Origin of the sequence: Pseudoalteromonas sp. PS1M3 (genome assembly GCF_016865405.1) — a bacterium.
Taxonomy (GTDB): domain Bacteria; phylum Pseudomonadota; class Gammaproteobacteria; order Enterobacterales; family Alteromonadaceae; genus Pseudoalteromonas; species Pseudoalteromonas marina.
This window is the reverse complement of the sequence record NZ_AP022624.1, coordinates 2,117,910-2,139,419: the sequence shown is the minus strand read 5'-3', so window position 1 is coordinate 2,139,419 and position 21,510 is coordinate 2,117,910. Positions and strand designations below refer to the sequence as shown.

Below are 21,510 nucleotides of genomic sequence, written 5' to 3'. Positions count from 1 at the left end.
CATCAGCTTTGGCGGCACGATAGCGGGTTTCAATTCAACGGAGATATTATGGCTAATTTAGCTGAAGTTTACAAGTTCCCTGACAAGCAGGGAGGACTTAACGAAAAAGAACGGCGGCAGCTTATGAGTGAAAAAGGCGGCTTTGCTAGTACGTACAGAAGTATTGATCAGCAGCCGTGGAGTAATGATGGTGTGTGTATGCTTATAGCTCAGTATTTGATACGTAACTCGGCGTTTAAGGCGCTAAGCATCGAATACCGAAGCAACAGGCTTAAATTAAGCGCTGGGCAGTTTGTAACAACTGTGAGAGAGCTTGCGGCAAAGGCAGCTATAAACTCATTGTATAAAACTGAGGACTCGGCTTATACAGCGACAAAAAGAGCGTTAGTTAAACTTGAGAAAGATGGGTTTTTAACGCGCAAAGCAATTGGCAAAACTGTGACCCAATGCACTGTAATTACCATGCCAAACTACTCAAAATTTAACCAAAAAAGCGACCCACGCAATGACCCGCGAAGTGAATCACGTAATGACCCAAGCGAAAGCCACGTAAGTAAAGGCGTTGCTACTAGTTGTGACCCACGCAATGACCCACGCAATGACCCGCGAAGTGACCCACTAAATAAGAATGATATTAATAATAAAGATCTAATAACCCCCCTAACCCCCCAAGGGGTAACCGCGTTATTTGATGCGTTTTGGAAATCGTACCCAAGCAAAAAAAGCAAGCCAACTGGCCGCAAAGCGTTTGAAAAAATCGCAGCAAAATTCAAAGCCAAGCCTGATGAATTTAAAGCCTTGATTGGCGAAATTATTAGCCATGTTGAAAAGCGCAAGCTTGACGATCCGCAGTGGACCAAAGACAGCGGGCAATTTATTCCAATGCCTTCAACTTTTTTGAACCAAGAGCGCTGGAACGATGAATACACAACAGGGGGAAACCATGAAAGCAGTCAGCACAATCTTACAAACCAATCACATCGACAATTGCGGTCGAATCCTAATACCCGATACTCAGACGCACAAGCGTACTTGGAATCACGCGGACTCGCCGGACCTAGAAAAAGCACTGGTAGCCCTGTGGACTCGGCTGGATCAAATGTTTACGGGTCGATGGACTCGGGAACATGGGGGCCTGGGGAGTGATGACTTTAAATATCTGCTTGGTTTGCTCAATGACAAACTCAAGGACCCCGATGATGTTGCCGCCGCCAGTGTTGAACTGCTCGAAAGTGGCGCAGAGCATCCGCCGTCAATCCCTAAACTTCTTGCGTTGTGCAAAAAGCCAAAGCAGCACGCAGCGCACAAAGAGATTGGCCGTGATTTTTTGCTGCCGCTGCATAGCAAAGGGCCGCGCAGCGAAGGCACTGAAAGTAAACTTACAGAGTTGCGCAAGCAGTTGAGGCGAAGGGCAGGAAGATGAAGTCATACGAGCAAGACCAAAAAGAGTTTATTCGCGCACTAAAAGAGATTTTAGGCAGTGATTACCAAAACGCGCTAGTCGCAGCAAAAGCAGCAAAAGCCGCAGCCCTTGCCGGGATCAAAAGCCCAACACCAAAGCAGATAGGGTTTGCGACAGCCGAGGCTAACCGCGCGATGGCAAAGCACGCTAAAGAGCATGGCGTTGATAGCGTACCGCAGTATATCAAAGACCAAAAAGAAGCCGCAAAAAATAAACATGCAAACCGTAACAAGGCGCATAGCCAAAACAGGCAAGCGGCCACCCGTATGCAAGACGTTAAAGCGAGCCCTGGCAACTTCACATCAAAGAAGGTGCCGGCCAATCAAGGTTTCTCACTTAACGAGCAACTAGAAAAAACATTCAACAACGCAAGAAAAACAGCTTAGGAGAAAACAATGCCAGCAATTAAGAAAAGTACGATGCAACAATTATCACCGACCGGCGAGTTGATCAGCGATGGTTTTATAGCGTCCGCCAAGCATCACGCAACAAAGTCAATTAATGATGGTAAGCAGCCGGATATGGATAAGGCAACTCAGATACTTGTTAAAGCAACAACTGTGATCACTGAACGCTACAACTTACCGCGAGACTTACGGGATTCGTTAATTGCTGTTGCCGCAGAGGTGCTAATGATCGCGCATAAAGAAGAAGTCCAAAACCAAGAAAAAGTGAAGGCCGCTTAATGGTTGCCGAGGTAGCGCTAGTTAAGCGCGAAGATGGCGCGCTTATACCCGCTGCAAACATTGACATTGAAACGCTTGCTAACTGGAAAGTTGGCAGCGCTTACAAAGTCAAAGCAATAAAGATGAACCCAAGAGCGTTAGATTTTCACCGCCTGTATTGGGCGGGCCTAATAGGTTTAACGCTTGACTATTGGGAGCCGGCGGGCGGGCTAATTGGGCCAAGTGAAAAAAAAGTGCTTAACGGCCTAATTGCATACGGCAGAACAACGGGCATTAATTCCGATGGACTAGGGCAGTTTATAAAGCATTACGTTAATGACTTGAAAAGAAGCAGAGCGGGGAAAGTAGAAGTACCGCACAAGTCTAAAGAGTCATTGCATGAATGGATAAAAGAAGAAGTAGGGCTTTATGACCTGGTGTTAACACCAAGGGGAACAAAGCGAGTAACGAAATCAATAAACTTTAACGCAATGAGTGAGGAACAGTTCAGAGCGTTTTATAAAAAAGCTTTTTCAGTGTGCTGGAATTTCATTCTAACAAAGACGTTTGATGATGAAGCGCAAGCTGAACAAGCAATAAATCAACTCATAGCAATGGGGTAGCATAAATGTCTCTAACAAAAACACCACCAATCAAGAGTAAAAAAATACGAGAAAGCGCAAAAGGCAAAGATTGCCAAGTGCGCATACCTGGCGTTTGCAACTTTAATCCTGAAACGACCGTTCTAGCGCATGTGGGACGAGGGTCAGGCGTAGCGCAAAAGTGTGATGATATTCACTCAGCTTATGCTTGTTCAGACTGTCACGATGTAATTGATGGGCGAGTGCGTGAAGGGAACGCAGATGAAATAATAATTTACGCTTACGAGGGCATGGTTAGAACGCAAAAGCTTTTACTCGAGCAAGAATTAATGCAGGTGGCTAAATGAATTTAACGATTGGTATTGATCCCGACTTTGTAAAAAGCGGTGTTGCTGTCGTCCAGGGCAAGACAATCATTCATCTTGAATCGCTAAGCTTTGTCGATATGTTCGAGTACATAGCGGCGGCGGGTCCAAAAGAAGAAGTATTGATAAAGCTCGAAAACCCAAGCGCGATAAAGCCTCTTTTTGGCGAAAAGGTAAAAAATAAACGCGCCATTCGTGAAAAAATTTGCCAAGACGTAGGTAAGTGCAAAGCGACCGGCACGCTAATACAGCAAGTGCTAGAAAGCCAGGGCTATAAAGTGAAGCTGGTAACACCGCTTAAAGGACCAGTAAAGCGAGAAGCTAAAAGAAGCGATAAGTATTTCAATCAAATTACAGGCTGGAAGGGCCGAAGTAATGAAGATAAGCGCGATGCTGCTTTGGTGGCGCTTTATGGATGACAAGCCGTTAAAGCTAAGAATGACACATGAGCAGCGCATTTACGGCTGGAGGATTAAACAGGGCTTGATTGAAACGTTTGATTTATCTTGGCCGTGTTTGGCGCTCGAAGGTTTAATTGCTAAGCCCGCAGATTTCAAGGCCCACAGAGAAGTTACAGCTATCTTTAAACGCATGGGAGTGAGATAATATGCAACCGATTAAGCTACTTGCAAAGCTTACAACTAAAACACTAAATCTCACTGGTACGTTTGGGGGAAGTGGTCAAGACGTTATTGATTGGCGAACGGCGGCGCACGCACTGGCCGGTTTAGCGCAGTGTCAAACTAATTGGGCTTACTTTCGTTATGTGGGTGAAGAAACAAGGCTTAATCGTGTTGTACGCTCACTAACTATGCACGCAACATTGTTTGTAAAGATACGCCAATACAAGATAAAGCCCGAAACATTAAACGGCTTGGTTATGTCAGCTATTTACGAGCATGTTCAGCCTGTATGCAATGATTGCGAAGGTAGCGGTTTAGCACCAGGGCAAAAGGCCACTAACTTAGAAGCTGATACATGCGTTAAGTGTCACGGACGAGGACGCAAGCCAATTTCAAACCGTAGTCGATGTAAAATTATCGGTATCGGACATAAAAGCTATACCAGCGCACACGATGAAGTAACAAAGGAGCTGCTTAGGCTTATAGCTGAGTGGGAGCGCGATATATTTAAAAATATACACGTAAAAATGGGTGACGTAGCATGATAACAGCCGCCGAACTTGCAAACGCAACCACACGACTACCAGACCCCGAAACGTTTAGATATAACAGCATTCAAATAATGCTTCATAACGTGCTTGAGCCAACAGCAAGCTACAAGGGCAAAACCACTTACTTAGAGCAAAGCACTGTAACGTTTGTTAAGCGCAGTATATTTGGCATTGATACGTGGATTGTAGAAAGTATGGATATAAACAACGCACACAGATAAGTATATTTAAAGCAAGAGCGAGATAAGCATGAATAAGATAACAATAAACGGCAATATTATGAGAGGCCGATAGCATGCTAATAAAGCCCAACAGGATACTAACAGAGATAATGATTAAGTATCCAATACTCATAGGCAAGTACCTAACTGAACATTAAAGAACATAACGGAACAACACCGGAACAAAATAACGCTCTTAATCTAATTAAGGGCGTTTTTTATTGTTTATTGATAAATTTAGGGTGAACAACGCGGAACAAATGGCGGAACAATTGAAAATGTAAGTTGTTGATATTTAATTGATGTTCGCTTTAAGCGGAACAATTGAAGGGGAAATATAACGATTTGTCCTGTTTATCGACTTGATGATCCTTTTTACGCTATGAAATTTCACACTTGACAGGTGCGACAGGGGTGCGATATATTTAACGGGTCAATCAAATAAACCTTTCAAGGAAATAGCATGAGCAAACGAGTTTTACTATGGCTTGCAGATATAACACCGTTAGTAAGTTCAACAAGCGTCCTCTTTGAAGATGATGGGCCAAAGGTTGAGTTACGGCTCAAGGACGGCAACGTTGTAAAGCTAGATGAAAGCTATGTAACCATCACCAACGAGCCAAGAAGTAGTATCGAGCCACTTACAGTTGATGTTTGTAAGCAGTTTGGGAGAAAGATATTACTTCATGGTGTTGATGTAACCAGGTTGGTGAGCAGCGTTTACCTTTCAACGACAGAGGACGACATAACACTTACTTACGTTGATGGCCTTGAATCAACGTACAGAAATGAAGATGTTAAAATTATAGATGTTACGGAGGGTGGCAATGCCAGCAATTAAAAAGTCAGTGCGTATTATTGAGCAGGCGCAAGAGGTGATTGATGTTTTTGGCTTTGGGATTATTGATGGAGATATTAATTGGTCGGGCTGTATTAACGAAATAACAAGGCAGTTTGAGGTCATGGCAAGGGAAAATGAGCCATCTTTACCGGATGCTATGTGGATAGCACTTAAAGATTATTATTTAGAATACAAAGATAAAAATGGATCAGGACATAGTATTGATACGCTTTTGCTTGGCGCAGCAAAATTAAACAAAGACTTTCCTGGCTTGTTTTTGACAGTTGAGGAATGGAGCGAGACGCAAAAGCTAGCCGCAATACATAGTATCAAGCAAATTATATCTGAAACAATATACAAGTAAGGAGCCTAACAATGATTAAATACAGCAAGGCAGAGCTTATTGATATGATAAGCAACTATGACGACACCATGGCTATAAGCAAAATGCTGGGTGATACTGTGGATATGCTTGAAGAATTAGATATAGAAGGCGAGCACGCTTACTTTTTGAAAGAGGCTCGATGTAATTTGGAAGGAATGTACGGGCTACTTATGGACCTTAAAAAAGATCACTTAATGAGCGAGCAAGATAATGGCAAATAAAATAGATCTTTTAAAAATCACAGAGCCTACTATCGTTTCTAGTGACACCGATGTTTTTTATATCCGCAAGATAGGTGAAAATGATGAAGGCTTTGAAAGCAATGAAATGCTTATAGCCATTATTAACAATTTGAACATGCAAAAAACCCCCATAAACACCAGGGTTGCTTTGTACGGCGATCGCAAGGGCTGTTTTGTGGGCGAGAGGCGTTCTGTTATGTATAACGGTGTCGTTTTGTCAGATATTTTAGAAGGTGACCACCAAATAGTGCAAGAATACTTTAAAGAGACGCACTTTTATGATGTTACAGAGTCATACTTGGCGTTTAAGTTTGGTTATTTGAATAACATAGAGCAGGTTGATGCTTTGTGGAGTCTAGCTGCTAGGTATGGCTATGAAACAATACAAGATGAGCGCAGAATGTTCGATGAAAAATCATTAAGGGCCTTTCAAACTACGGGCAGTAAGATTGTATTTGCTGATTATTTAATGCCAGAAGAAATGCTGGGTCGTCAACAAATCAATTTCCCAGCAATGAAATATGCAAACGAAGATATTAAGTGAGCTTGCAAACCCCCCAAGATTGATATATCTTTTCACATGTTGAAGAAATCCGCTTAGTTTATGACTGAGCGGATTTTTTTTGCTCTATGCTACTTGCTTGCCCGGTTTAACAGCCGGGCTTTTTTATGCGCGAAACAAAAGGCTTTGCTATGAAACTTTTATTAAAACGCTTCCCAACACCAAAGGGTATTTTTGGCACGTTTGGCGAGCTATACGCAAAAGGCGAGTTAGTTTGTTTTACTGTCGAACGTGAGTGGAATAACAATAAACCGTCTATTTCTTGCGTTCCTTGTGGAATCTACGAGTTAGTACCCCACGAAAGTCCAAAGCATGGAACGTGCTACGCGCTACAGCAACAAAATTTAGGCGTAACTGTCTATGGACCATCATTACGAACACATATTCTTATACATATTGCGAACAAAGCAACGGAATTAGCCGGTTGTATTGCGCCAGGTAAGTCGCTTGGTGTTGTCGGTAATGAGTGGGCGGTTTTGAATAGCGGCGGCGCATTCAATGAGCTAATGATTTTGCTTGATGGTAAGCCTGCAACATTGGAGATAGTAAACGCATGAAAAGTTTATTAACGAAAGCGGTTGATTTTTTTAGTGGCGGTTTGGGTTCTTCAGTCGTCCAGGCGGTTAAAGAATATTATCCACCAAGCATGAGTGAGCAAGAAAAGGCTGAATTAGATTTTCGCATTCAATCTGCTGTTGACCAGAAAACGCTAGAAGCGCAGAAGCTAGCGAATGAAGCGCAAGCAGAGTTCAATAATCGCATTGCTGAAATGGAAGGTACTGCAAAAGATTTAAAGACCATTCCTTTGCTTGGTCCGATTATGCTGTTTTTACGCGGTTGCCAACGTCCAATTTGGGGTTATTCAACGCTCTACATTGATTTTAAAGTGTTTAGCGGTAGCTGGGCCAGTTTGACAGAGGCACAGGAAAGCGCGCTTTGGGTTATCAACCTGTTAGTGCTTGGTTTTCTCTTTGGCGAGCGAGCAGTTAAAAATGTCACACCCATGATTGAGCGCATGATAAAAGCAAAAACAGGTAATTCATAATGACACCGTTAGATCAGGCTAACATTTTAAAACAGCTTATTGACGCTGGGCTTGGTTATGTATGGTTCGTTCTTCTCGCTATTTGGGGCGGAACAGTTAATTACATATCAAGACGAAAAAAAGACAAAGCGCCTTTTAGCGTTGTTGAACTGATCGGTGAATGGTCCATTAGCGGCTTTGCAGGCGTGATAACAGTCCTTATATGTCAAGAAATGGGCATGTCAGTTATGTTAACTGCTGCCGGTGCGGGCATTGCTGGTCATATGGGTGGCCGCTCTATATTTATTGTCGAGCAATTATTTCAAAAAAAGCTTGGCGTTAAGGGCGATAGCGGTGGCAAGTAGTGTCAAAATGGGGCGATTTAAACGAGCTATTCCAAAAAGAGCATAGCGAAACAAAAATATCGCTGCGTGATTTTTGCGACAACAACAATTTAAACTACAGCACTGCGCGAAAGCATATAAGAACATCAAGAGCAGCACCGCGCAAGGTTGTAAAGGATGAAGGCCAAAAGCTCACAAGAGCGCCCAACTTTAAACACGGCGGGTATTCAAAGTATTTTAAAGGCGATGTTAACGAGTTAGTTGAAGCGACAACGCTAGACGATGAACTTGATTTGTGTCGAGCTCGCATCCACATGATCATGGATGCTATACCGGGCATACAAGCGCTATTAGATGATCCTGACACCGACAATGATGCAAGAACGCGGCTTTATGAGTCGATGTTCAAAGCTGAAAACGCACTTGATAGAAATATCACACGCGCAGAGTCGATAACTAAAACGCTATCAAGCATTAAAACGGACTCACTTGCACGCGGCAAACTGGTCGCAGAAACGGCGCGCATAGCACAGCAAACAAAATCACTGGTTCACGCTACCAAGCGGGGCAAACATCAAGCGGAAATTGCAGAGCATGAAGCAGCTAAAGCACGCAAAGAAGCTGGCGGCACTAGTAAGCTTGATGATTTCATTGATAAACGCACAGGCGGTTTAGATACCGTGGTTAGTCAGTAATGCAACCCAAACTAGCTAAATACCCTAAAAGCACCTGGTTAACACCAGAAGAACGCTTTGAATTAGACGAAGTTGAGCTATTAGAGCGTTGCGAGCCATACCTTGATTGTTGGTGGTGGCGAATAAACAACTTATACATTATTGCGGACGAGAAAGGCCGCGAGGTTTTATTTCGTTGTCGTATAGCGCAAACCGTGTTGTTTGTATCGATGTGGTTTTTAAACATCATTTTAAAAGCGCGTCAGTTGGGATTTAGCACAGCAATACAAATTTTTATCCTGGACCATGCCATGTTTAACGACAATAGGCAGTGCGGGGTAATCGCCCAGGGCAAGGACGAAGCGAGCGCTATATTTTCCTCAAAGATACTTTATCCCTACGAGCGACTACCAAGCTGGTTAAAAACAGGTAAGCGCTCAGTTAAAAGTAAAACGGGTACCGGGATTAAGTTCAATAACGATTCTTGGGTTCGAGTTGCCGTGTCGTTTCGTTCGGGAACACTACAAGTATTACACGTATCAGAATACGGCAAGATATGCGCTAACTACCCGTTACGAGCAGACGAGGTTCAATCGGGCTCACTGAACGCGGTACATGAAGGCTCTTATATTTTTATAGAGTCAACGGCGGAAGGCGCAAGCGGTAACTTCTTTGATATGTCAGTCGATGCGATGGAGTTGTTAGCAACGGGATTAGCACTAGGCCCGCAAGACTTTAAGTTTCATTTTTACCCTTGGTTTGATGATCCTAAGTATGTTGCCCCGGTGCCGCCAGGTGGCTTAAAACTATCAAAGGAAAAGGCAAAGTATTTTAAAGCCGTTGAAAAAGCAAACGGCGCAAAGCTCACAGACGAGCAAATAAGCTGGTACATAGGCAAGGAACGCAACCAAAAAGGCAAGATGAAGCAGGAATATCCATCTACACCGATGGAGGCTTTCTTAACGTCAGGCCGCAAAGTATTTGATAGCGATGATTTGATGCGTGTCGAAGGTCGATGTATTAAGCCGTTGATTGTTTATGATCTTGAGCCGTACACCGGCACAATGAAAAAAATGAACGGTAAGATTGATTTAAACGCTAAAGCGAGCGATAAGCTGGCCCAATCAACGCTTGGTTACTTACTTATTTGGGAATTACCAGACAAAGACGAAGATTATGCGATCGGCAGCGATGTTGCAGAAGGACTTGAACATGGCGATCGCAGCTCATTAGACGTTGTTGCTAAATCGGATGGGCGACAGGTAGCACATTGGTTCGGTCATATAGACCCTAAGCGGTTTGCACATATAAACAAGCATATCGGACTTATGTATAACAAGGCTTATATTGGCGTTGAGCGAAACAACCACGGTCATGCAACACTTCAAGAGCTTGTTGAAATTTACCCAACGAGCCGGATTTACACGGAAGAACACATTGATCGTGAAGATACGGACGAAGAAACACGCAAGGTAGGCTGGCACACAAGCGCACAATCAAAGCCCATTCTTACAAGTGGGCTAGACGCATTACTTTCTAGCGACACAGACGGCATTGTTTGGCGCGGCACCTCAAGCGAGCTCAGCACCTTTGTTTACGATAAAAAGGGGCGTATGGGCGCACAGCCTGGCGGATTTGACGACCAGGTAATGAGCTATGCAATTGCCCAAGAAATGCGAGTGCGTATGCCTAAACGACTAGTAAAAGATAATTCACCCGCACCTCACAACCCTAATCATTGGATGGCAATATAAGAATGGCTGATCACGTAAAATCAAATAAAGACGGCTTTACGCTCGATAAGCTGTTAACGCTATTGGGCGACATAGACAGCCAACCAGATTGGCGAACGCCAGCGGCTAAAGCGTGCGCTTATTATGATGGCGACCAGTTGAGTGAGGCAGTAAGAAAAGTATTGAGCGATCGCGGGCAACCAGAAATAGTGCACAACATGATTGGGCCTACTATTGATGGCGTACTTGGTTTAGAAGCGCGCTCACGCTCTGACTTAATGATTGTGGCCGATGATGAAAACGGCGAAGAACTGGCAAAAGGCTTAAACGAGAAGTTTAAGGACGCATGGCGCTTATCTCATGCTGATCGTGCTTGTTCAGATGCTTACGCAAGCCAGTTAAAGGCTGGCATTGGATGGGTAGAAGTTACGAAAAACCCTATTCCTTTTGCTGCGCCTTATCGTGTTAAGTTTATTCACCGCCGCGAAGTGTGGTGGGATTGGAACGCACAAGAGGCAGACAAGAGCGATGCACGTTGGATGCTACGCAAAAAATGGATGGACCTTGACGAAGCGCTTGCAACTTTCCCTGATCACAAAGAGATTTTAAAAAACTCAGTTAATTTGTGGGAAGATTTTTACAACACAGTTGAAAAAGAGCATGTAGAAGAACACGCATTACATTCAGCATGGCACGACAGTCAAAGTTGGACACGCGGGCAAAGCGAGTGGCTAGACCAAACTCGTAACCGCGTATTGCTCCAAGTTATCTACTACAAAGTATGGAAACGCGCTCACGTTATTAAAATGAGTGATGGTAGCGTCATTGAATACGATAAAACAAATCAGATACACCAAGCGGCAGTGCAAAGCGGTAGAGTACAGCTAGAATACGCCTCTTTTCCTAACGTTCGTGAAGCGTGGTTTGTTGGTCCTCACCGTATTATCGACAGACCTAGCGAAGCGCCTGGCGGTATGTATAACTTAGTGCCTTTTATTGGCTATCAAAAAGATGCAAGCGGCGAACCTTACGGCCTTATTAGCCGCATGGTGCCTGCGCAAGATGGTATTAATGCGCGTGTTATACGCCTTAACTACTTACTGCAAGCACGTAGAATTGTTGCTGACAATGATGCTACACAGCTAAGTGACGACAGATTAAAAGAAGAAGTTGAAAAGCCGGATGGTTACATACCGTTAAACCCGGAGCGCAAGAACAAGCTTAAAGCGTCCGATGCGCTAAGTATTCAAAACGATGTTGGCATAGCAGCGCAACAATTTAACCTCATGCAAAACGATATGAAGTTAATCCAGGACACGGCCGGCGTTTATAATTCAATGTTAGGGCAAGACAGTAACGCGACAAGTGGTGTTGCTATTTCTAACTTGGTTGAGCAAGGCACAACAACACTTGCTGAATTAAACGATAACTTTCACTTTTCACGCAACAGAGTTGGCGACTTGCTACTTGCTTACATTATCGAATCGTTAAAGCCTCAAAACAACATACCGGTAACTGTTAACCGTAATGACAAGGCTAAGCGCAAGCAAATTGTACTTAATGAGCCTAACGAAGATGGTAAACGCAATAACGATGTGGCCCGCTGGAAAGGCCATCTAGCATTAGCGCCGGTTAAAGCAACACCAACGTATCGCCAGCAACAGGCAACGCTATTAAGCAACGTAATGTCGCAAATACCACCTGAAGCACAAGCAGCAACAATGCCTATGTTTGTTGAGCTAATGGACCTACCGAACAAAGAGGAATTTTTAGCTACTCTACGCCAGGCGTTAAACATTCCTAAGTCTAAAGAAGATATGAGCGAAGAAGAACTTGCACAAGCACAAGCCCAGGCTGAAAAGGCACAGGCAATGGAGCAAATGCAAATGCAAGAGATACAAGGCAATCTTGAAAGGCTAACACTTGAGCGCGAACAGCTAAAAGCCAAAATCATCGAGCTACAAAAGAAAACTGAAACAGAAGAAGTGAAAGACGACAAGTTGATAGCTGAAACTGAAAAGATTTTAAGTGAAGTGCGCAAAAGCAATGCTGAAATAGTCGCAATGAAGTCAAACGTACAAGCCAACATTCAACAACAACTAGACGCAATACAGGTGTAGCAATGAAGCAGATAGAGAGCATAGATCACATACCAGACGAACACATGGAGCAAGTTAAAGCCATTGCTAAAATGTGTCACGAAGTTAACCAAGCTTACACTGCGGTAATTCGAGAGCCATTAAAACATTGGCATGAGCTAGAGCAGCCAGAAAAAGACGGTGTTATTGAGCATGTAGCGTTTTTAATTATCAACATTGATGCTGACGCTAAAGCATGGCATGACGCTTGGGTTGCAAAAATGATTGTTGCCGGCTGGAAGTATGGCCCTAAGCGCTCAATCAAAAACAAAACGCATGAGTTCCTAAAGCCGTTCCACCACTTGCCAGAAAAACAACAAGTCAAAGATGCGCTATTTCATAGTGTAGTTAAGCAAGCCATTCACGCGGGGTAAGCATGAACGTACTCAAGCACTGGTTTTTAAAATACATAATGCCAGCGTTTGAGCCGGCTAAGATAGAAAAATCAAATGACGCGGTACGGCCTGCGCCTTATTTAAAAAATGGCCGGCGAGTAACAGCAATTAACTGGGGAGGTTTCAATGTAACACTCCGCAAACCATACAGATAAAGAAACACGTACTACGCAGAAATAAAGCCGCTTTGTTAACTCAAGGCGGCTTTTTTGTGCGATGCACAAACTCGCAGGGGCAGCGATAAGCCTAAATTTTAATTTTCGTAACCATACGTTAAATGGTCGATGGGGTAATAAAGTGGACGAACTAGACGAGATATTAGCAAATGGCACTGACGAAGAAATCGAGGCAGCACTAGCCGGTCTTGATATTGATGGTGACACGTTGTTTGGTGGCGAAGATGGCGAAAAAGAGCCTGTAGTAGAAACCAAGCAAGAAACACCAGCGGTAGAGCCAGCAGCGGAAGTAAGCGAAACACCAGCTAAAGCAGACGTAAACGGGGAGTCGTCAACCAAAGAAGGTGAAACACCAGAGGGCTATGTCGAAATTGATGGTAAATTTTACGTAGAAGCAACGGATATAAGCAGCAAGAACGGTCAGCACAGTTTACCGTATGACGTACTTGTGCAAACGCGAGAGCGCGCAGCAGCAGCCGAAGCCGAACGCGAAAGACTAGCCACCGAAAAGGCAGAGCTTGAAAGTCAGTTTGAAGAATCTAAACGTGTAGCCGAGCTACATAGCAGCCAGTTAAAAGAGGCTGGAATAGATCCGCGCAAACTACCAGGTGAAATGCTTAAAGATCCTGAGCTAATGGAACGTATTAAGGATGAATACCCGGAACTAGGCGAATTAGTTGGTGAACTTGCCAATCAAATTCAAAAGTACGGGAAAAGTGACCAGCCCGCAAAGCAACCCGCACCAGAACAAGATGAAGTACAAACTGCTTTTTCTTCTTCTACACATCTAAAAAACTGGATGGAAAATGATGCGGACAAGTGGGATATGGCAAAAGTCATAGACGACAAGCTTAGAAACGACCCATCGTTTGCAAACAAACCTGTAGCCGAGCGGTTTAAAGAAGTTGAAAAGCGCGTACAAAGCGCGTTTGGCGAGCAACATAAGCCTAAACCAACAAATACCGACTCAGCACCCATACCCAATACACCCTCTGATATAGGCACTCAAGCAAGCGACTTAAGCGCAAGCGCAGGATTACTTGAAAAAGACGCGGCCACAATCGCCGCTGAAATGGAAGGTATGAGCGAAGCGCAAATAGAAGCAATGCTTGAAAGTGCGTCAGATTTTCTCTAGGAAATTAAAATGAGCACAATTACAAAAGCACAAGCGGCCAAAGCGTTTGGCGCTGCCCTGTTTACACATACACGCCGTCAAAATACGTTCGTGAACATGTTAACCGGCGCAGCACCAAAAGCGGCTAAAGCTGATATGGCACACGGCAAAAAGCAAACTGAAAAGGGCGCGCCGGTGGTTATGATCAACGACTTACAAAGCCAGGCCGGTGATTCGGTTGAAATGGATTTATTCCACAACCTAAGCGGTTTACCAACAATGGGCGATAAAAAACTGGAAGGCCGAGGCGAGAGCTTAAGCAAGACAGTATTTGAATTGCGCATTGACCAAGGCCGTAAGATGGTTGATAGCGGCGGTAAAATGTCGCAAAAGCGTACTAAGCACAACTTGCTTAGCACTGCTAAAACGCTATTAGGTAACTACTACAACGATCTTAAAGATGAAGTTGCTATGTACCACTTAGCCGGTGCGCGTGGCTCTTTTGCGCCAAGCGATATTATTATCCCACTTGAAGATCATGAAGAATTTAAAGAAATCATGGTTAACGATGTGATGGCACCAACGTATGACCGTCACCAGTTTGGTGGTGATGCGACAAGCTTTGAAGCAATTGATGCTGCGGATATTATGACGCTTGAAAAGCTGGACGACTTAGCGCTTATTTTGGAAGAACAAGCCAATCCAATGAAGCACATTAGCTTTGAAGCTGACCAAATGGCGAATGAGTCGCCTTTCTTCTTATTATTCGTGACCCCGCGCCAATGGCGTGACCTTTGGGCCTCTGCGACTGATAAAAAGTTACAAGAGCTTCAATCTCGCGCAATTAAACGCGGACAAGGTTTCAATCACCCTGTATTCAAAGGTGATGTGATCATGTGGCGCAACATTCTTGTGCGTCAATATCGCAAGCCAGTGCGCTTCTTCGCGGGCGATACGGTAACAGTATCTAACAACGACAAGTTAGCAACAACCAAGCAAGTAACAGCCGGTACAACCATTGACCGCGCTATCTTACTTGGTGGTCAAGCGCTTGCGAATGCTTACGGTAAGTCTGATTCAGGCTCGCACTTCTCTATGACTACAGAGAAAACCGACCACGGCAACGCAAATGAAACCGCTATCGTATGGATGAATGGCTGTAAGAAAGTACGCTTCTCTGATAAGACAGGCCGCGTAAACGATTACGGCACAATGGCCCTTGATACTGCGGTATCGCTACAGTAAGCCCCTTTTAGCCGGAGCAATCCGGCTTTTTTTTATTTTAACTTTTAGTAATTGGATAAAATTATGAAAGAAACATTTTATAAAGGTGCTGCCGGTAATCTATCGCTACACCTGGTAACCATTTCACTTGCTGCTTTAGCTACTGAGGCGACAAAGGTTGTCACTGAGTCTTTACCTATTGGTACGCAAATCACAGGCGTTCGCATTGTGAATGAAGCGCTAGGCGCTGATACCAAGCTAACAGCACAGGTTGTAACCCATAGCGGCGACTCTGCCGACTTAGTTGAGTTTGACACTGCATCGGCGGGTAATAGCGGCGTATTTATTAAGCCGGTTTACATTGGTGATGAAGGCCCAAGCGATTTAGTTGTTAAAAATACGGGTACTGCTAGTGCCTCTGGTGAAGTCGTACTTCAATTAGAGTACCGATACAAAGGTTACTAAGCCTTTTCGATACACGTTTAAATCAAGCCCTGCTATTGCGGGGCTTTTTTATTGGGGAATATCCATGAGCAATACAACGAATATCGTTTATATCGGTAAGAAGCCTTTTAAAAAAGACACCGTATGTAATACCCGTACTATTTTCAAGCAAGGCGAGCCAACGGCTGTACCGTCTGAGCTTGCTCAACGATTCTTAGACTTTAACCAAGTTTGGGTTGCTGAAAAAGATGCTAAAGCTTTTGTCGAGCGTCAAAAGTTCTTAGAAGAACAGGCCGAAAAAGAACGCATTGCACGCGAAGAAGCTGAAAAGCAAGAAGCGCTTGATGCAAGCATGTTAATCATCGTTGATGGCGAAGAAATCGACTTAGGCAAGTACAGCTCAAATCAACTTAGTACATTCGTTGAAGCGCACGACTTAACTATTGAAGGTGCTAAAAAGCCAGTGCCAGCATACTGCAAAAAAGTACGTGATGCGTTCCGCGCTTCTGTTTCTGACGAAGATACAGGCCAGGGCGAATAATTATGGCGCAATTATCTAGCCTGATCCCGTTAGTTCGTGAGCGCTGCGGGGGCGTTCTTGATCAAATGGCGAAAGACCAGCTAGGTCGCGCCTATCAAAAGTTTTGCTATGAGTCTCGATTCTTAGCACGAACACAAGAAATTGAAAAAGGACAAAGCGGCGAGCTCACTATCGACGCGCAACATATTTTTGTTGATGTTGATTTTGTTCTTGATGCGAACGGCCAAGAGTTAAAGAGTACAACTGATTATGTTGTATCGTCTACTGGCAACGTTACCGTATTAAGCACAACGCCAAAGGTCCGAGTTTTCTACCATATCGCCCCGCAAGTAATAATCCCTAATGACCCAGAAGCAGACAATACCATTATTAACCGTTGGGCTGATGCGCTGGCAGATGGCGCCGCATCTACGTTATTAAAGATGCCTAACACGCAATGGACTGACTTATCTATGTCTAGTTATTACAAACGCCTCTTTACTGACGGCTATCGCGACGCTTTTAGAGTGGCAATTGAAGCCCTAGACGAGCAAAGACCAACACAACCAAGAGTATTTATCTAATGGCTATTATCACATCGAATGAAATTTTACTGCGAGTAAATAAGCTCTTAAACGATCCGGGCTTTACGCGCTGGCCTAAAGACGAGCTATTAAACTATTTAAACGATGCGCAACGCGCCATTGTATTGCGCCGCCCGGATTCTTACACCGTTGACATTGACGACTTTGCGTGTGTTAAAGGCGTTAAGCAAGCATTGCCAGCCGATGCGTTAAAGCTTATTGATATACCGCGTAACGCAATGGGTAAAGCCATTCGTGGACCATACAACCGCCAAGTGTTAGATGATAATTACGATGAATGGTACGCAGGCAACACGGCTCAAAAAGTAGAGCTTTATATCTATGACGAGCGTAACCCTAAAACGTTCTACGTTTACCCTGGTGTTGTTTCTGGTGTCGAGTTAACACTTGTTTATTCAAAAGCGCCGCCGGCTATTGATGTTGCTTCTAACGATTCAGGCGAAGTTATTGCGCTTGATGATGTATACGTAAACGCGATCATTGAATGGATTTTATACCGCTCATACATGAAAGATGCTGAATATGCGGCAAACCCAAATAAGAGCCAAATGCACATGAACGCATTTAGAAGTCAGTTAGGCGAAAAAAGCCAAGCAGACGTTGCAATGATGGGTCAAGAGAAGGGGCAGTAATATGGCGGCTAGCGCAGGCGCGTGGTATCGCGTAGGTAAAGTAAACGTCACTAATGATAACCAATCAGTCGTTGGCGTTGATACAAATTGGCAAAGCGATGTAATTGCTATCGCTATTGGTGATATTTTCACGCTAGATGCAAAGACCTGGTACGAAGTCACTGCAGTTAATAGCGATGCAAGCATTACCCTTGATCGTGGCTTTGAGGGCAGCACAGGCACAAATAAGTCATACGCAATTTTGCGCAACACTTCCGGCACGATACTTACGCGCATTGCAGGCCAAGTATCTGTTCAGTTTAACCAAAAGCAATTGTTCTTAGATGAATTACGAACCTGGCTTAATTCGGATAACGCAAGCGAAGAATTAACCGACAGCCATGGATTGAAACAATCACTTAAAACACCTTCTCAGATGGTGCGTGATCATGATAATAAGCTTGCTGAACTTGACGCTATACATCCATATCCATACGCAATGCGTAAAGTTGAGTTTGAAGCACGCAGAGCGGCTAACAATGAAAAGTTTGCGGCCAGTGGGTTTGTGCACTTTGGTAAATCATTTTCACCCCAGACAACATATTATGTAAATGAAGGTCTTTGGTGTAAAGCGGATAACACTGCCTATACAGATAAAATGATGATGGGGTGGGGTGTTGAAGGCCAGTTGAAAGGTGATTCAAAAACAAATTTTCCTGAGATAAATATAGCAGGTGTTAAATTTAAACTCCTAAAGATTAGTAATAATATCCTTAATGGAGATACTAGCGTAATAAAACTACCACCCGCAGAAGATGGCACGCGCACTTACGATAGCGAAACAGGAATTAGCGTAACACACTCAACACCAGCTATTGCGTTTGCTAGTGAAACCGACACAAATAAGGTAGTAACTGATCGTGTTGATATGTGGGGCTTTGAGGCGTTCTTACGTGAAATACATGATGGTGATCCATTTGTCTATAAAAACGGATTAATTCAAAACCTATCAGCGAATATTGATGGTGTAACAACAGTTACAGACAATGTTCGCCCTGATACATACTTTGCATGGTATGAAGGCGATACCACAAGTACAGGTAAAGGTGTTAACTGGCAAACTGCTACTGAAGCACAACGCATGGCAATAGCAAGCAATCCTGAAAACAACATTTACTTTGATGACGAAACAGGCAAGTTTTACCAATGGTGTATTCGTGGCCGTAGCTTTGCTGGTGCGGGTAATGGTGATTGGGAAAGTTTAAGGCCTTTGGGAACTAGGTTTTTAAGCTTTGATGATGCCAAATACGTAGAGTGTCAAGGTCATGTTAATCAGCCAAGAGCCAATAGAGCGTTTGTTGGTAATGACACTACATCTAGTGCAAAGGCTAATCTCTCAGACAATGGCACTGTCTCCAACAGTAATTTAGATTTAAGTGTTGATGGTCAGTGCTACTTCCTAGTATGCGGCACAGTTAATAGGCTTAACAAGGGTGCTTATCATCCTAGCCATAACCCACAAGGTACGGCAGGCTTTGAAGGTGCAACGTCAGCTTGTGACTACTGGTATTCGATAAACACACCTTCAATCACAAATACTTTTGATTGCTTCGATAAAAAGGCAACTACCTATGTTCCCTCTGGTGCTTTATCTAGGCCCGACTTAGCTAGGCGACCAGATGGACGTTTCTACAATGCCATCTACGCCAGTGGTCAAGGTGGTGTATGTCGTGATATGCGTTATTCAGCTTGGGGTCTAACTCCAAATGATTTTGCAGAAGCGGATTTAAGGGTTAAGAGTGGCGGCTTTAGGGGGCGTGAGACTCTTGAAAAAGTAGAGGATCTTGTAAAAATTCAAGCTGGTTCAGATGGTGTTGTTGGTTACATTCGTTTAACAGCCACCCCCGAATTAGAGGTATTCTTAGGAAGTTCAGCTGATGGAGCAGCAGGAGGTAGGGGTTTATGGTCAGACAAGGATACAGAGAGTGTTGAAATCCATGATGTAACAACAGGTGCTAGTTTCTATGCTTCTCACTACTGGTCGCAGACTCAAGGGACATTTAACATAGGTATAAGTCTGACAGGAAAAGATACCCAAACCCCACTACCTACAGAATTGTTAAGCGCATCAGGCAATCAATTGGTTCTTGTAAAGAAGAAAAAAATATCTGTATCAGTATCTGGTGAATACACTCACACTGAAGTCATTGGTGATCCCGCAAACATCCTACAGTGTGATGATTTAAAAGATGGATGGGTAGGAAGTTGGAACCCAAAAATACCAGATGGTACAGGGGATAGATTTCCACTCACTAGAAAAGTAACAAATACATCGGATGATATTTGTCTTTACAGTGATGATCTTGGAGATAGTTGGCTTTCAACAGTGTCATCATTTAACTTGATAGAGTCTAGCAATTCAGTTGCTCACTCTACTATCTTTAACACTGGAAACATTGTTGTTTACCAGTTTAGATCCAGAGCCAAACTTACTAAAGACAGTGACAACAGTAAGGTTTACGGTGGAGAGAAGGGTATTGGGAATGTTTCTGTGGAAAAACAGCATAATTTAGCTGATCTAGGGTACTCTTTACTAGGGAAGATTTTGGTATCAGAAGGATACAGCGGAGAAACAATGCAAACACTTAATTTGTTATCTTCACCCCTTAGCACTCCTTCTGTGACTTCAGTTAACGTAGGTAAACTCCCTGTGGTAGGTTCTAGCATAACACATAATAGTATAATTATGTCTGCTCCCTCTAACAATAGCCCTGCATTTAAAGCCCTTAACTACAACGTAGAAGAAAACCAACAAGGCTTTATTAACTACGCCTACACAGAGCTTAAGTATGATACTGATTGGGGTGATGATGGCAAAATTCATATTGCAGACAACCAAACAACACGATTAGATGACAACGGCAATACTGTTTTGTATGGCACCGCCCGTATTGTTGAGCCTTTAGGATGGATTAAAAATGACAAGTAATTTTTTAAACTTTATCGTCCTGGACGAAAACAACGCCCCGGTTTTAAATGAGCAAGGTTTGCCACAACTATTGCCACGGCCCGCAACGAAAACCACAAAAGATATTGAGCGCTTAATTGCGCTCAATAAGCCGGTAGAGGTGATCAATAAGTTTGCTGAGTTAGTTTGCTTGGGTGAGCAGTGGGATTGGGCGCAGAGCTACCAAAACTACCTAGTTGAAAAATACGAAGTAGAGCAATACAACGCTAACCTTCCCGAGCCCATAGAAAATGATGAAGGCGAGCTCGTAGAGCCGACTAAAATGGAAATGCCTGCAGAGCCAGGCGACTTGCAAGAGGTGAGCGTAAATGATGTTTTAGCGCCATACCAAAGCAAGATAAACAAAGCGATTGGCATTGGATTTAAGGGTATAAACGTATCGTTAACAGAAGCTAATCAAAATGGTTTGTCTGCTTTAAAGTCGGCGCTTGATCTGGCTATTGAGTTTGGTGTTAAAGATCAGTTCTTCCCTATTAACTTTAACGCAGACACCCCCAAAGGCACGCAAATAGTTAAGCTGCTAGATGAAGATGAATTTAAACAATTTGGCTTTAACTTCATTCTTGCTCGCAAGTCTTTATTTGAAAGTAAGGCGGAGTCATGATCACAATATTGAAAACACTAAGAACGTTAACGGGCTACATTTTATGTGGCCTTTTGTTTGTTGGGCCTTTCGTTATTTTATCGGCGTTCGCGCTGTTTGGTAGTCGATGGGCTTTCAATAGCCTATACAGTATAGACATTGCTATTTGCAGTATTTGCCATGGCACCAAGCTTGAGTCTATTTCGGCGCGCAGCTACAGGCTAAGAAATGACAAAAGGTATTATTACCAGATGACTATAATTGACTTGCTCGCTAGACCTTTCGATGGTCACGAACACTGCCGGCGTGCTTACAAATGGGAAAATAAAGTTATTTCAAACTTCTAGCCTTCTTAGCAACACGCCTTAATTCTAATTA

General features: G+C 43.6%; 30 protein-coding genes. All 30 read left to right on the top strand.

Annotated features, from left to right (window positions below):
• The first annotated feature begins 48 nt into the window (after positions 1 to 48).
• The 30 genes from PS1M3_RS09750 (at position 49) to PS1M3_RS09605 (ending at position 21,479) form a co-directional block, all read left to right on the top strand.
• Positions 49 to 1,146 carry a hypothetical protein gene (locus tag PS1M3_RS09750; RefSeq protein WP_203983909.1) on the top strand — a complete coding sequence of 366 codons (1,098 nt, stop codon included), beginning with the start codon at positions 49 to 51 and terminating at the stop codon, positions 1,144 to 1,146.
• Positions 1,100 to 1,423: a hypothetical protein gene (locus tag PS1M3_RS09745; RefSeq protein WP_203983907.1), complete on the top strand. Its 324-nt coding sequence runs from the start codon at positions 1,100 to 1,102 to the stop codon at positions 1,421 to 1,423. The genes PS1M3_RS09750 and PS1M3_RS09745 overlap by 47 nt, the downstream gene beginning before the upstream one ends.
• Positions 1,420 to 1,848: a hypothetical protein gene (locus tag PS1M3_RS09740; RefSeq protein ID WP_203983905.1), complete on the top strand. Its 429-nt coding sequence runs from the start codon at positions 1,420 to 1,422 to the stop codon at positions 1,846 to 1,848. The genes PS1M3_RS09745 and PS1M3_RS09740 overlap by 4 nt, the downstream gene beginning before the upstream one ends.
• Before the next feature lie 9 nt (positions 1,849 to 1,857).
• A complete protein-coding gene (locus PS1M3_RS09735) occupies positions 1,858 to 2,148 on the top strand; it encodes a hypothetical protein (protein ID WP_203983903.1) in 291 nt (96 codons plus the stop codon).
• The gene (locus PS1M3_RS09730) at positions 2,148 to 2,750 is read left to right on the top strand and encodes a DUF1367 family protein (RefSeq protein ID WP_138740025.1); all 603 of its coding nucleotides are present in this window, start codon (positions 2,148 to 2,150) and stop codon (positions 2,748 to 2,750) included. Before PS1M3_RS09735 ends, PS1M3_RS09730 begins: the two co-directional genes overlap by 1 nt.
• 5 nt (positions 2,751 to 2,755) lie before the next feature.
• Positions 2,756 to 3,076 carry a DUF1364 domain-containing protein gene (locus PS1M3_RS09725; protein ID WP_203983901.1) on the top strand — a complete coding sequence of 107 codons (321 nt, stop codon included), beginning with the start codon at positions 2,756 to 2,758 and terminating at the stop codon, positions 3,074 to 3,076.
• Positions 3,073 to 3,513 carry a hypothetical protein gene (locus PS1M3_RS09720; protein ID WP_203983899.1) on the top strand — a complete coding sequence of 147 codons (441 nt, stop codon included), beginning with the start codon at positions 3,073 to 3,075 and terminating at the stop codon, positions 3,511 to 3,513. The genes PS1M3_RS09725 and PS1M3_RS09720 overlap by 4 nt, the downstream gene beginning before the upstream one ends.
• Complete coding sequence (locus tag PS1M3_RS09715) at positions 3,506 to 3,700, top strand: hypothetical protein (RefSeq protein WP_203983897.1); 195 nt, start codon at positions 3,506 to 3,508, stop codon at positions 3,698 to 3,700. Before PS1M3_RS09720 ends, PS1M3_RS09715 begins: the two co-directional genes overlap by 8 nt.
• Before the next feature lies 1 nt (position 3,701).
• Positions 3,702 to 4,262 (top strand): zinc finger-like domain-containing protein, encoded by a 561-nt coding sequence (locus tag PS1M3_RS09710; protein WP_203983895.1) that lies wholly within the window; start codon positions 3,702 to 3,704, stop codon positions 4,260 to 4,262.
• Positions 4,259 to 4,489, top strand: coding sequence for a hypothetical protein (locus PS1M3_RS09705; protein ID WP_203983893.1), 231 nt, complete (start codon positions 4,259 to 4,261; stop codon positions 4,487 to 4,489). The genes PS1M3_RS09710 and PS1M3_RS09705 overlap by 4 nt, the downstream gene beginning before the upstream one ends.
• 463 nt (positions 4,490 to 4,952) lie before the next feature.
• Entirely contained in the window at positions 4,953 to 5,330 is a 378-nt protein-coding gene (locus PS1M3_RS09700) for a hypothetical protein (RefSeq protein ID WP_138740472.1), read from the top strand.
• Entirely contained in the window at positions 5,317 to 5,694 is a 378-nt protein-coding gene (locus PS1M3_RS09695; protein WP_138740473.1) for a hypothetical protein, read from the top strand. Before PS1M3_RS09700 ends, PS1M3_RS09695 begins: the two co-directional genes overlap by 14 nt.
• 11 nt (positions 5,695 to 5,705) lie before the next feature.
• Complete coding sequence (locus tag PS1M3_RS09690; protein WP_203983886.1) at positions 5,706 to 5,936, top strand: hypothetical protein; 231 nt, start codon at positions 5,706 to 5,708, stop codon at positions 5,934 to 5,936.
• Complete coding sequence (locus tag PS1M3_RS09685) at positions 5,926 to 6,501, top strand: hypothetical protein (protein ID WP_203983884.1); 576 nt, start codon at positions 5,926 to 5,928, stop codon at positions 6,499 to 6,501. The genes PS1M3_RS09690 and PS1M3_RS09685 overlap by 11 nt, the downstream gene beginning before the upstream one ends.
• A 149-nt stretch (positions 6,502 to 6,650) precedes the next feature.
• The gene (locus PS1M3_RS09680) at positions 6,651 to 7,076 is read left to right on the top strand and encodes a DUF5675 family protein (RefSeq protein ID WP_203983882.1); all 426 of its coding nucleotides are present in this window, start codon (positions 6,651 to 6,653) and stop codon (positions 7,074 to 7,076) included.
• On the top strand, positions 7,073 to 7,564 hold the full coding sequence (locus PS1M3_RS09675; protein ID WP_203983880.1) for a hypothetical protein: 492 nt from the start codon (positions 7,073 to 7,075) through the stop codon (positions 7,562 to 7,564). Before PS1M3_RS09680 ends, PS1M3_RS09675 begins: the two co-directional genes overlap by 4 nt.
• The gene (locus PS1M3_RS09670) at positions 7,564 to 7,908 is read left to right on the top strand and encodes a phage holin family protein (protein WP_138740478.1); all 345 of its coding nucleotides are present in this window, start codon (positions 7,564 to 7,566) and stop codon (positions 7,906 to 7,908) included. The genes PS1M3_RS09675 and PS1M3_RS09670 overlap by 1 nt, the downstream gene beginning before the upstream one ends.
• A complete protein-coding gene (locus PS1M3_RS09665; RefSeq protein ID WP_203983878.1) occupies positions 7,908 to 8,582 on the top strand; it encodes a hypothetical protein in 675 nt (224 codons plus the stop codon). The genes PS1M3_RS09670 and PS1M3_RS09665 overlap by 1 nt, the downstream gene beginning before the upstream one ends.
• Positions 8,582 to 10,315 carry a terminase gene (locus PS1M3_RS09660; RefSeq protein ID WP_203983876.1) on the top strand — a complete coding sequence of 578 codons (1,734 nt, stop codon included), beginning with the start codon at positions 8,582 to 8,584 and terminating at the stop codon, positions 10,313 to 10,315. The genes PS1M3_RS09665 and PS1M3_RS09660 overlap by 1 nt, the downstream gene beginning before the upstream one ends.
• A 2-nt stretch (positions 10,316 to 10,317) precedes the next feature.
• Positions 10,318 to 12,414 (top strand): hypothetical protein, encoded by a 2,097-nt coding sequence (locus tag PS1M3_RS09655; RefSeq protein WP_203983874.1) that lies wholly within the window; start codon positions 10,318 to 10,320, stop codon positions 12,412 to 12,414.
• A 2-nt stretch (positions 12,415 to 12,416) separates the two neighbouring features.
• Positions 12,417 to 12,806, top strand: a complete 390-nt coding sequence (locus tag PS1M3_RS09650) for a RyR domain-containing protein (protein ID WP_138740481.1) — start codon at positions 12,417 to 12,419, stop codon at positions 12,804 to 12,806.
• A 237-nt stretch (positions 12,807 to 13,043) separates the two neighbouring features.
• Positions 13,044 to 14,138 (top strand): hypothetical protein, encoded by a 1,095-nt coding sequence (locus tag PS1M3_RS09645; protein ID WP_203983870.1) that lies wholly within the window; start codon positions 13,044 to 13,046, stop codon positions 14,136 to 14,138.
• Between the two features lie 9 nt (positions 14,139 to 14,147).
• On the top strand, positions 14,148 to 15,362 hold the full coding sequence (locus PS1M3_RS09640; RefSeq protein ID WP_203983869.1) for a N4-gp56 family major capsid protein: 1,215 nt from the start codon (positions 14,148 to 14,150) through the stop codon (positions 15,360 to 15,362).
• Between the two features lie 63 nt (positions 15,363 to 15,425).
• Positions 15,426 to 15,806 carry a hypothetical protein gene (locus tag PS1M3_RS09635; RefSeq protein ID WP_203983862.1) on the top strand — a complete coding sequence of 127 codons (381 nt, stop codon included), beginning with the start codon at positions 15,426 to 15,428 and terminating at the stop codon, positions 15,804 to 15,806.
• Positions 15,807 to 15,870: 64 nt separating this feature from the next.
• A complete protein-coding gene (locus tag PS1M3_RS09630) occupies positions 15,871 to 16,326 on the top strand; it encodes a hypothetical protein (RefSeq protein ID WP_203983860.1) in 456 nt (151 codons plus the stop codon).
• 2 nt (positions 16,327 to 16,328) lie between these two features.
• Entirely contained in the window at positions 16,329 to 16,889 is a 561-nt protein-coding gene (locus tag PS1M3_RS09625) for a hypothetical protein (RefSeq protein WP_203983859.1), read from the top strand.
• Positions 16,889 to 17,542, top strand: a complete 654-nt coding sequence (locus PS1M3_RS09620) for a DUF6682 family protein (protein ID WP_203983857.1) — start codon at positions 16,889 to 16,891, stop codon at positions 17,540 to 17,542. Before PS1M3_RS09625 ends, PS1M3_RS09620 begins: the two co-directional genes overlap by 1 nt.
• A 1-nt stretch (position 17,543) precedes the next feature.
• Positions 17,544 to 20,510 carry a hypothetical protein gene (locus tag PS1M3_RS09615; RefSeq protein ID WP_203983855.1) on the top strand — a complete coding sequence of 989 codons (2,967 nt, stop codon included), beginning with the start codon at positions 17,544 to 17,546 and terminating at the stop codon, positions 20,508 to 20,510.
• Positions 20,500 to 21,153, top strand: coding sequence for a hypothetical protein (locus PS1M3_RS09610; protein WP_203983853.1), 654 nt, complete (start codon positions 20,500 to 20,502; stop codon positions 21,151 to 21,153). Before PS1M3_RS09615 ends, PS1M3_RS09610 begins: the two co-directional genes overlap by 11 nt.
• Positions 21,150 to 21,479, top strand: a complete 330-nt coding sequence (locus tag PS1M3_RS09605; RefSeq protein WP_203983851.1) for a hypothetical protein — start codon at positions 21,150 to 21,152, stop codon at positions 21,477 to 21,479. Before PS1M3_RS09610 ends, PS1M3_RS09605 begins: the two co-directional genes overlap by 4 nt.
• Positions 21,480 to 21,510 lie beyond the last annotated feature (31 nt).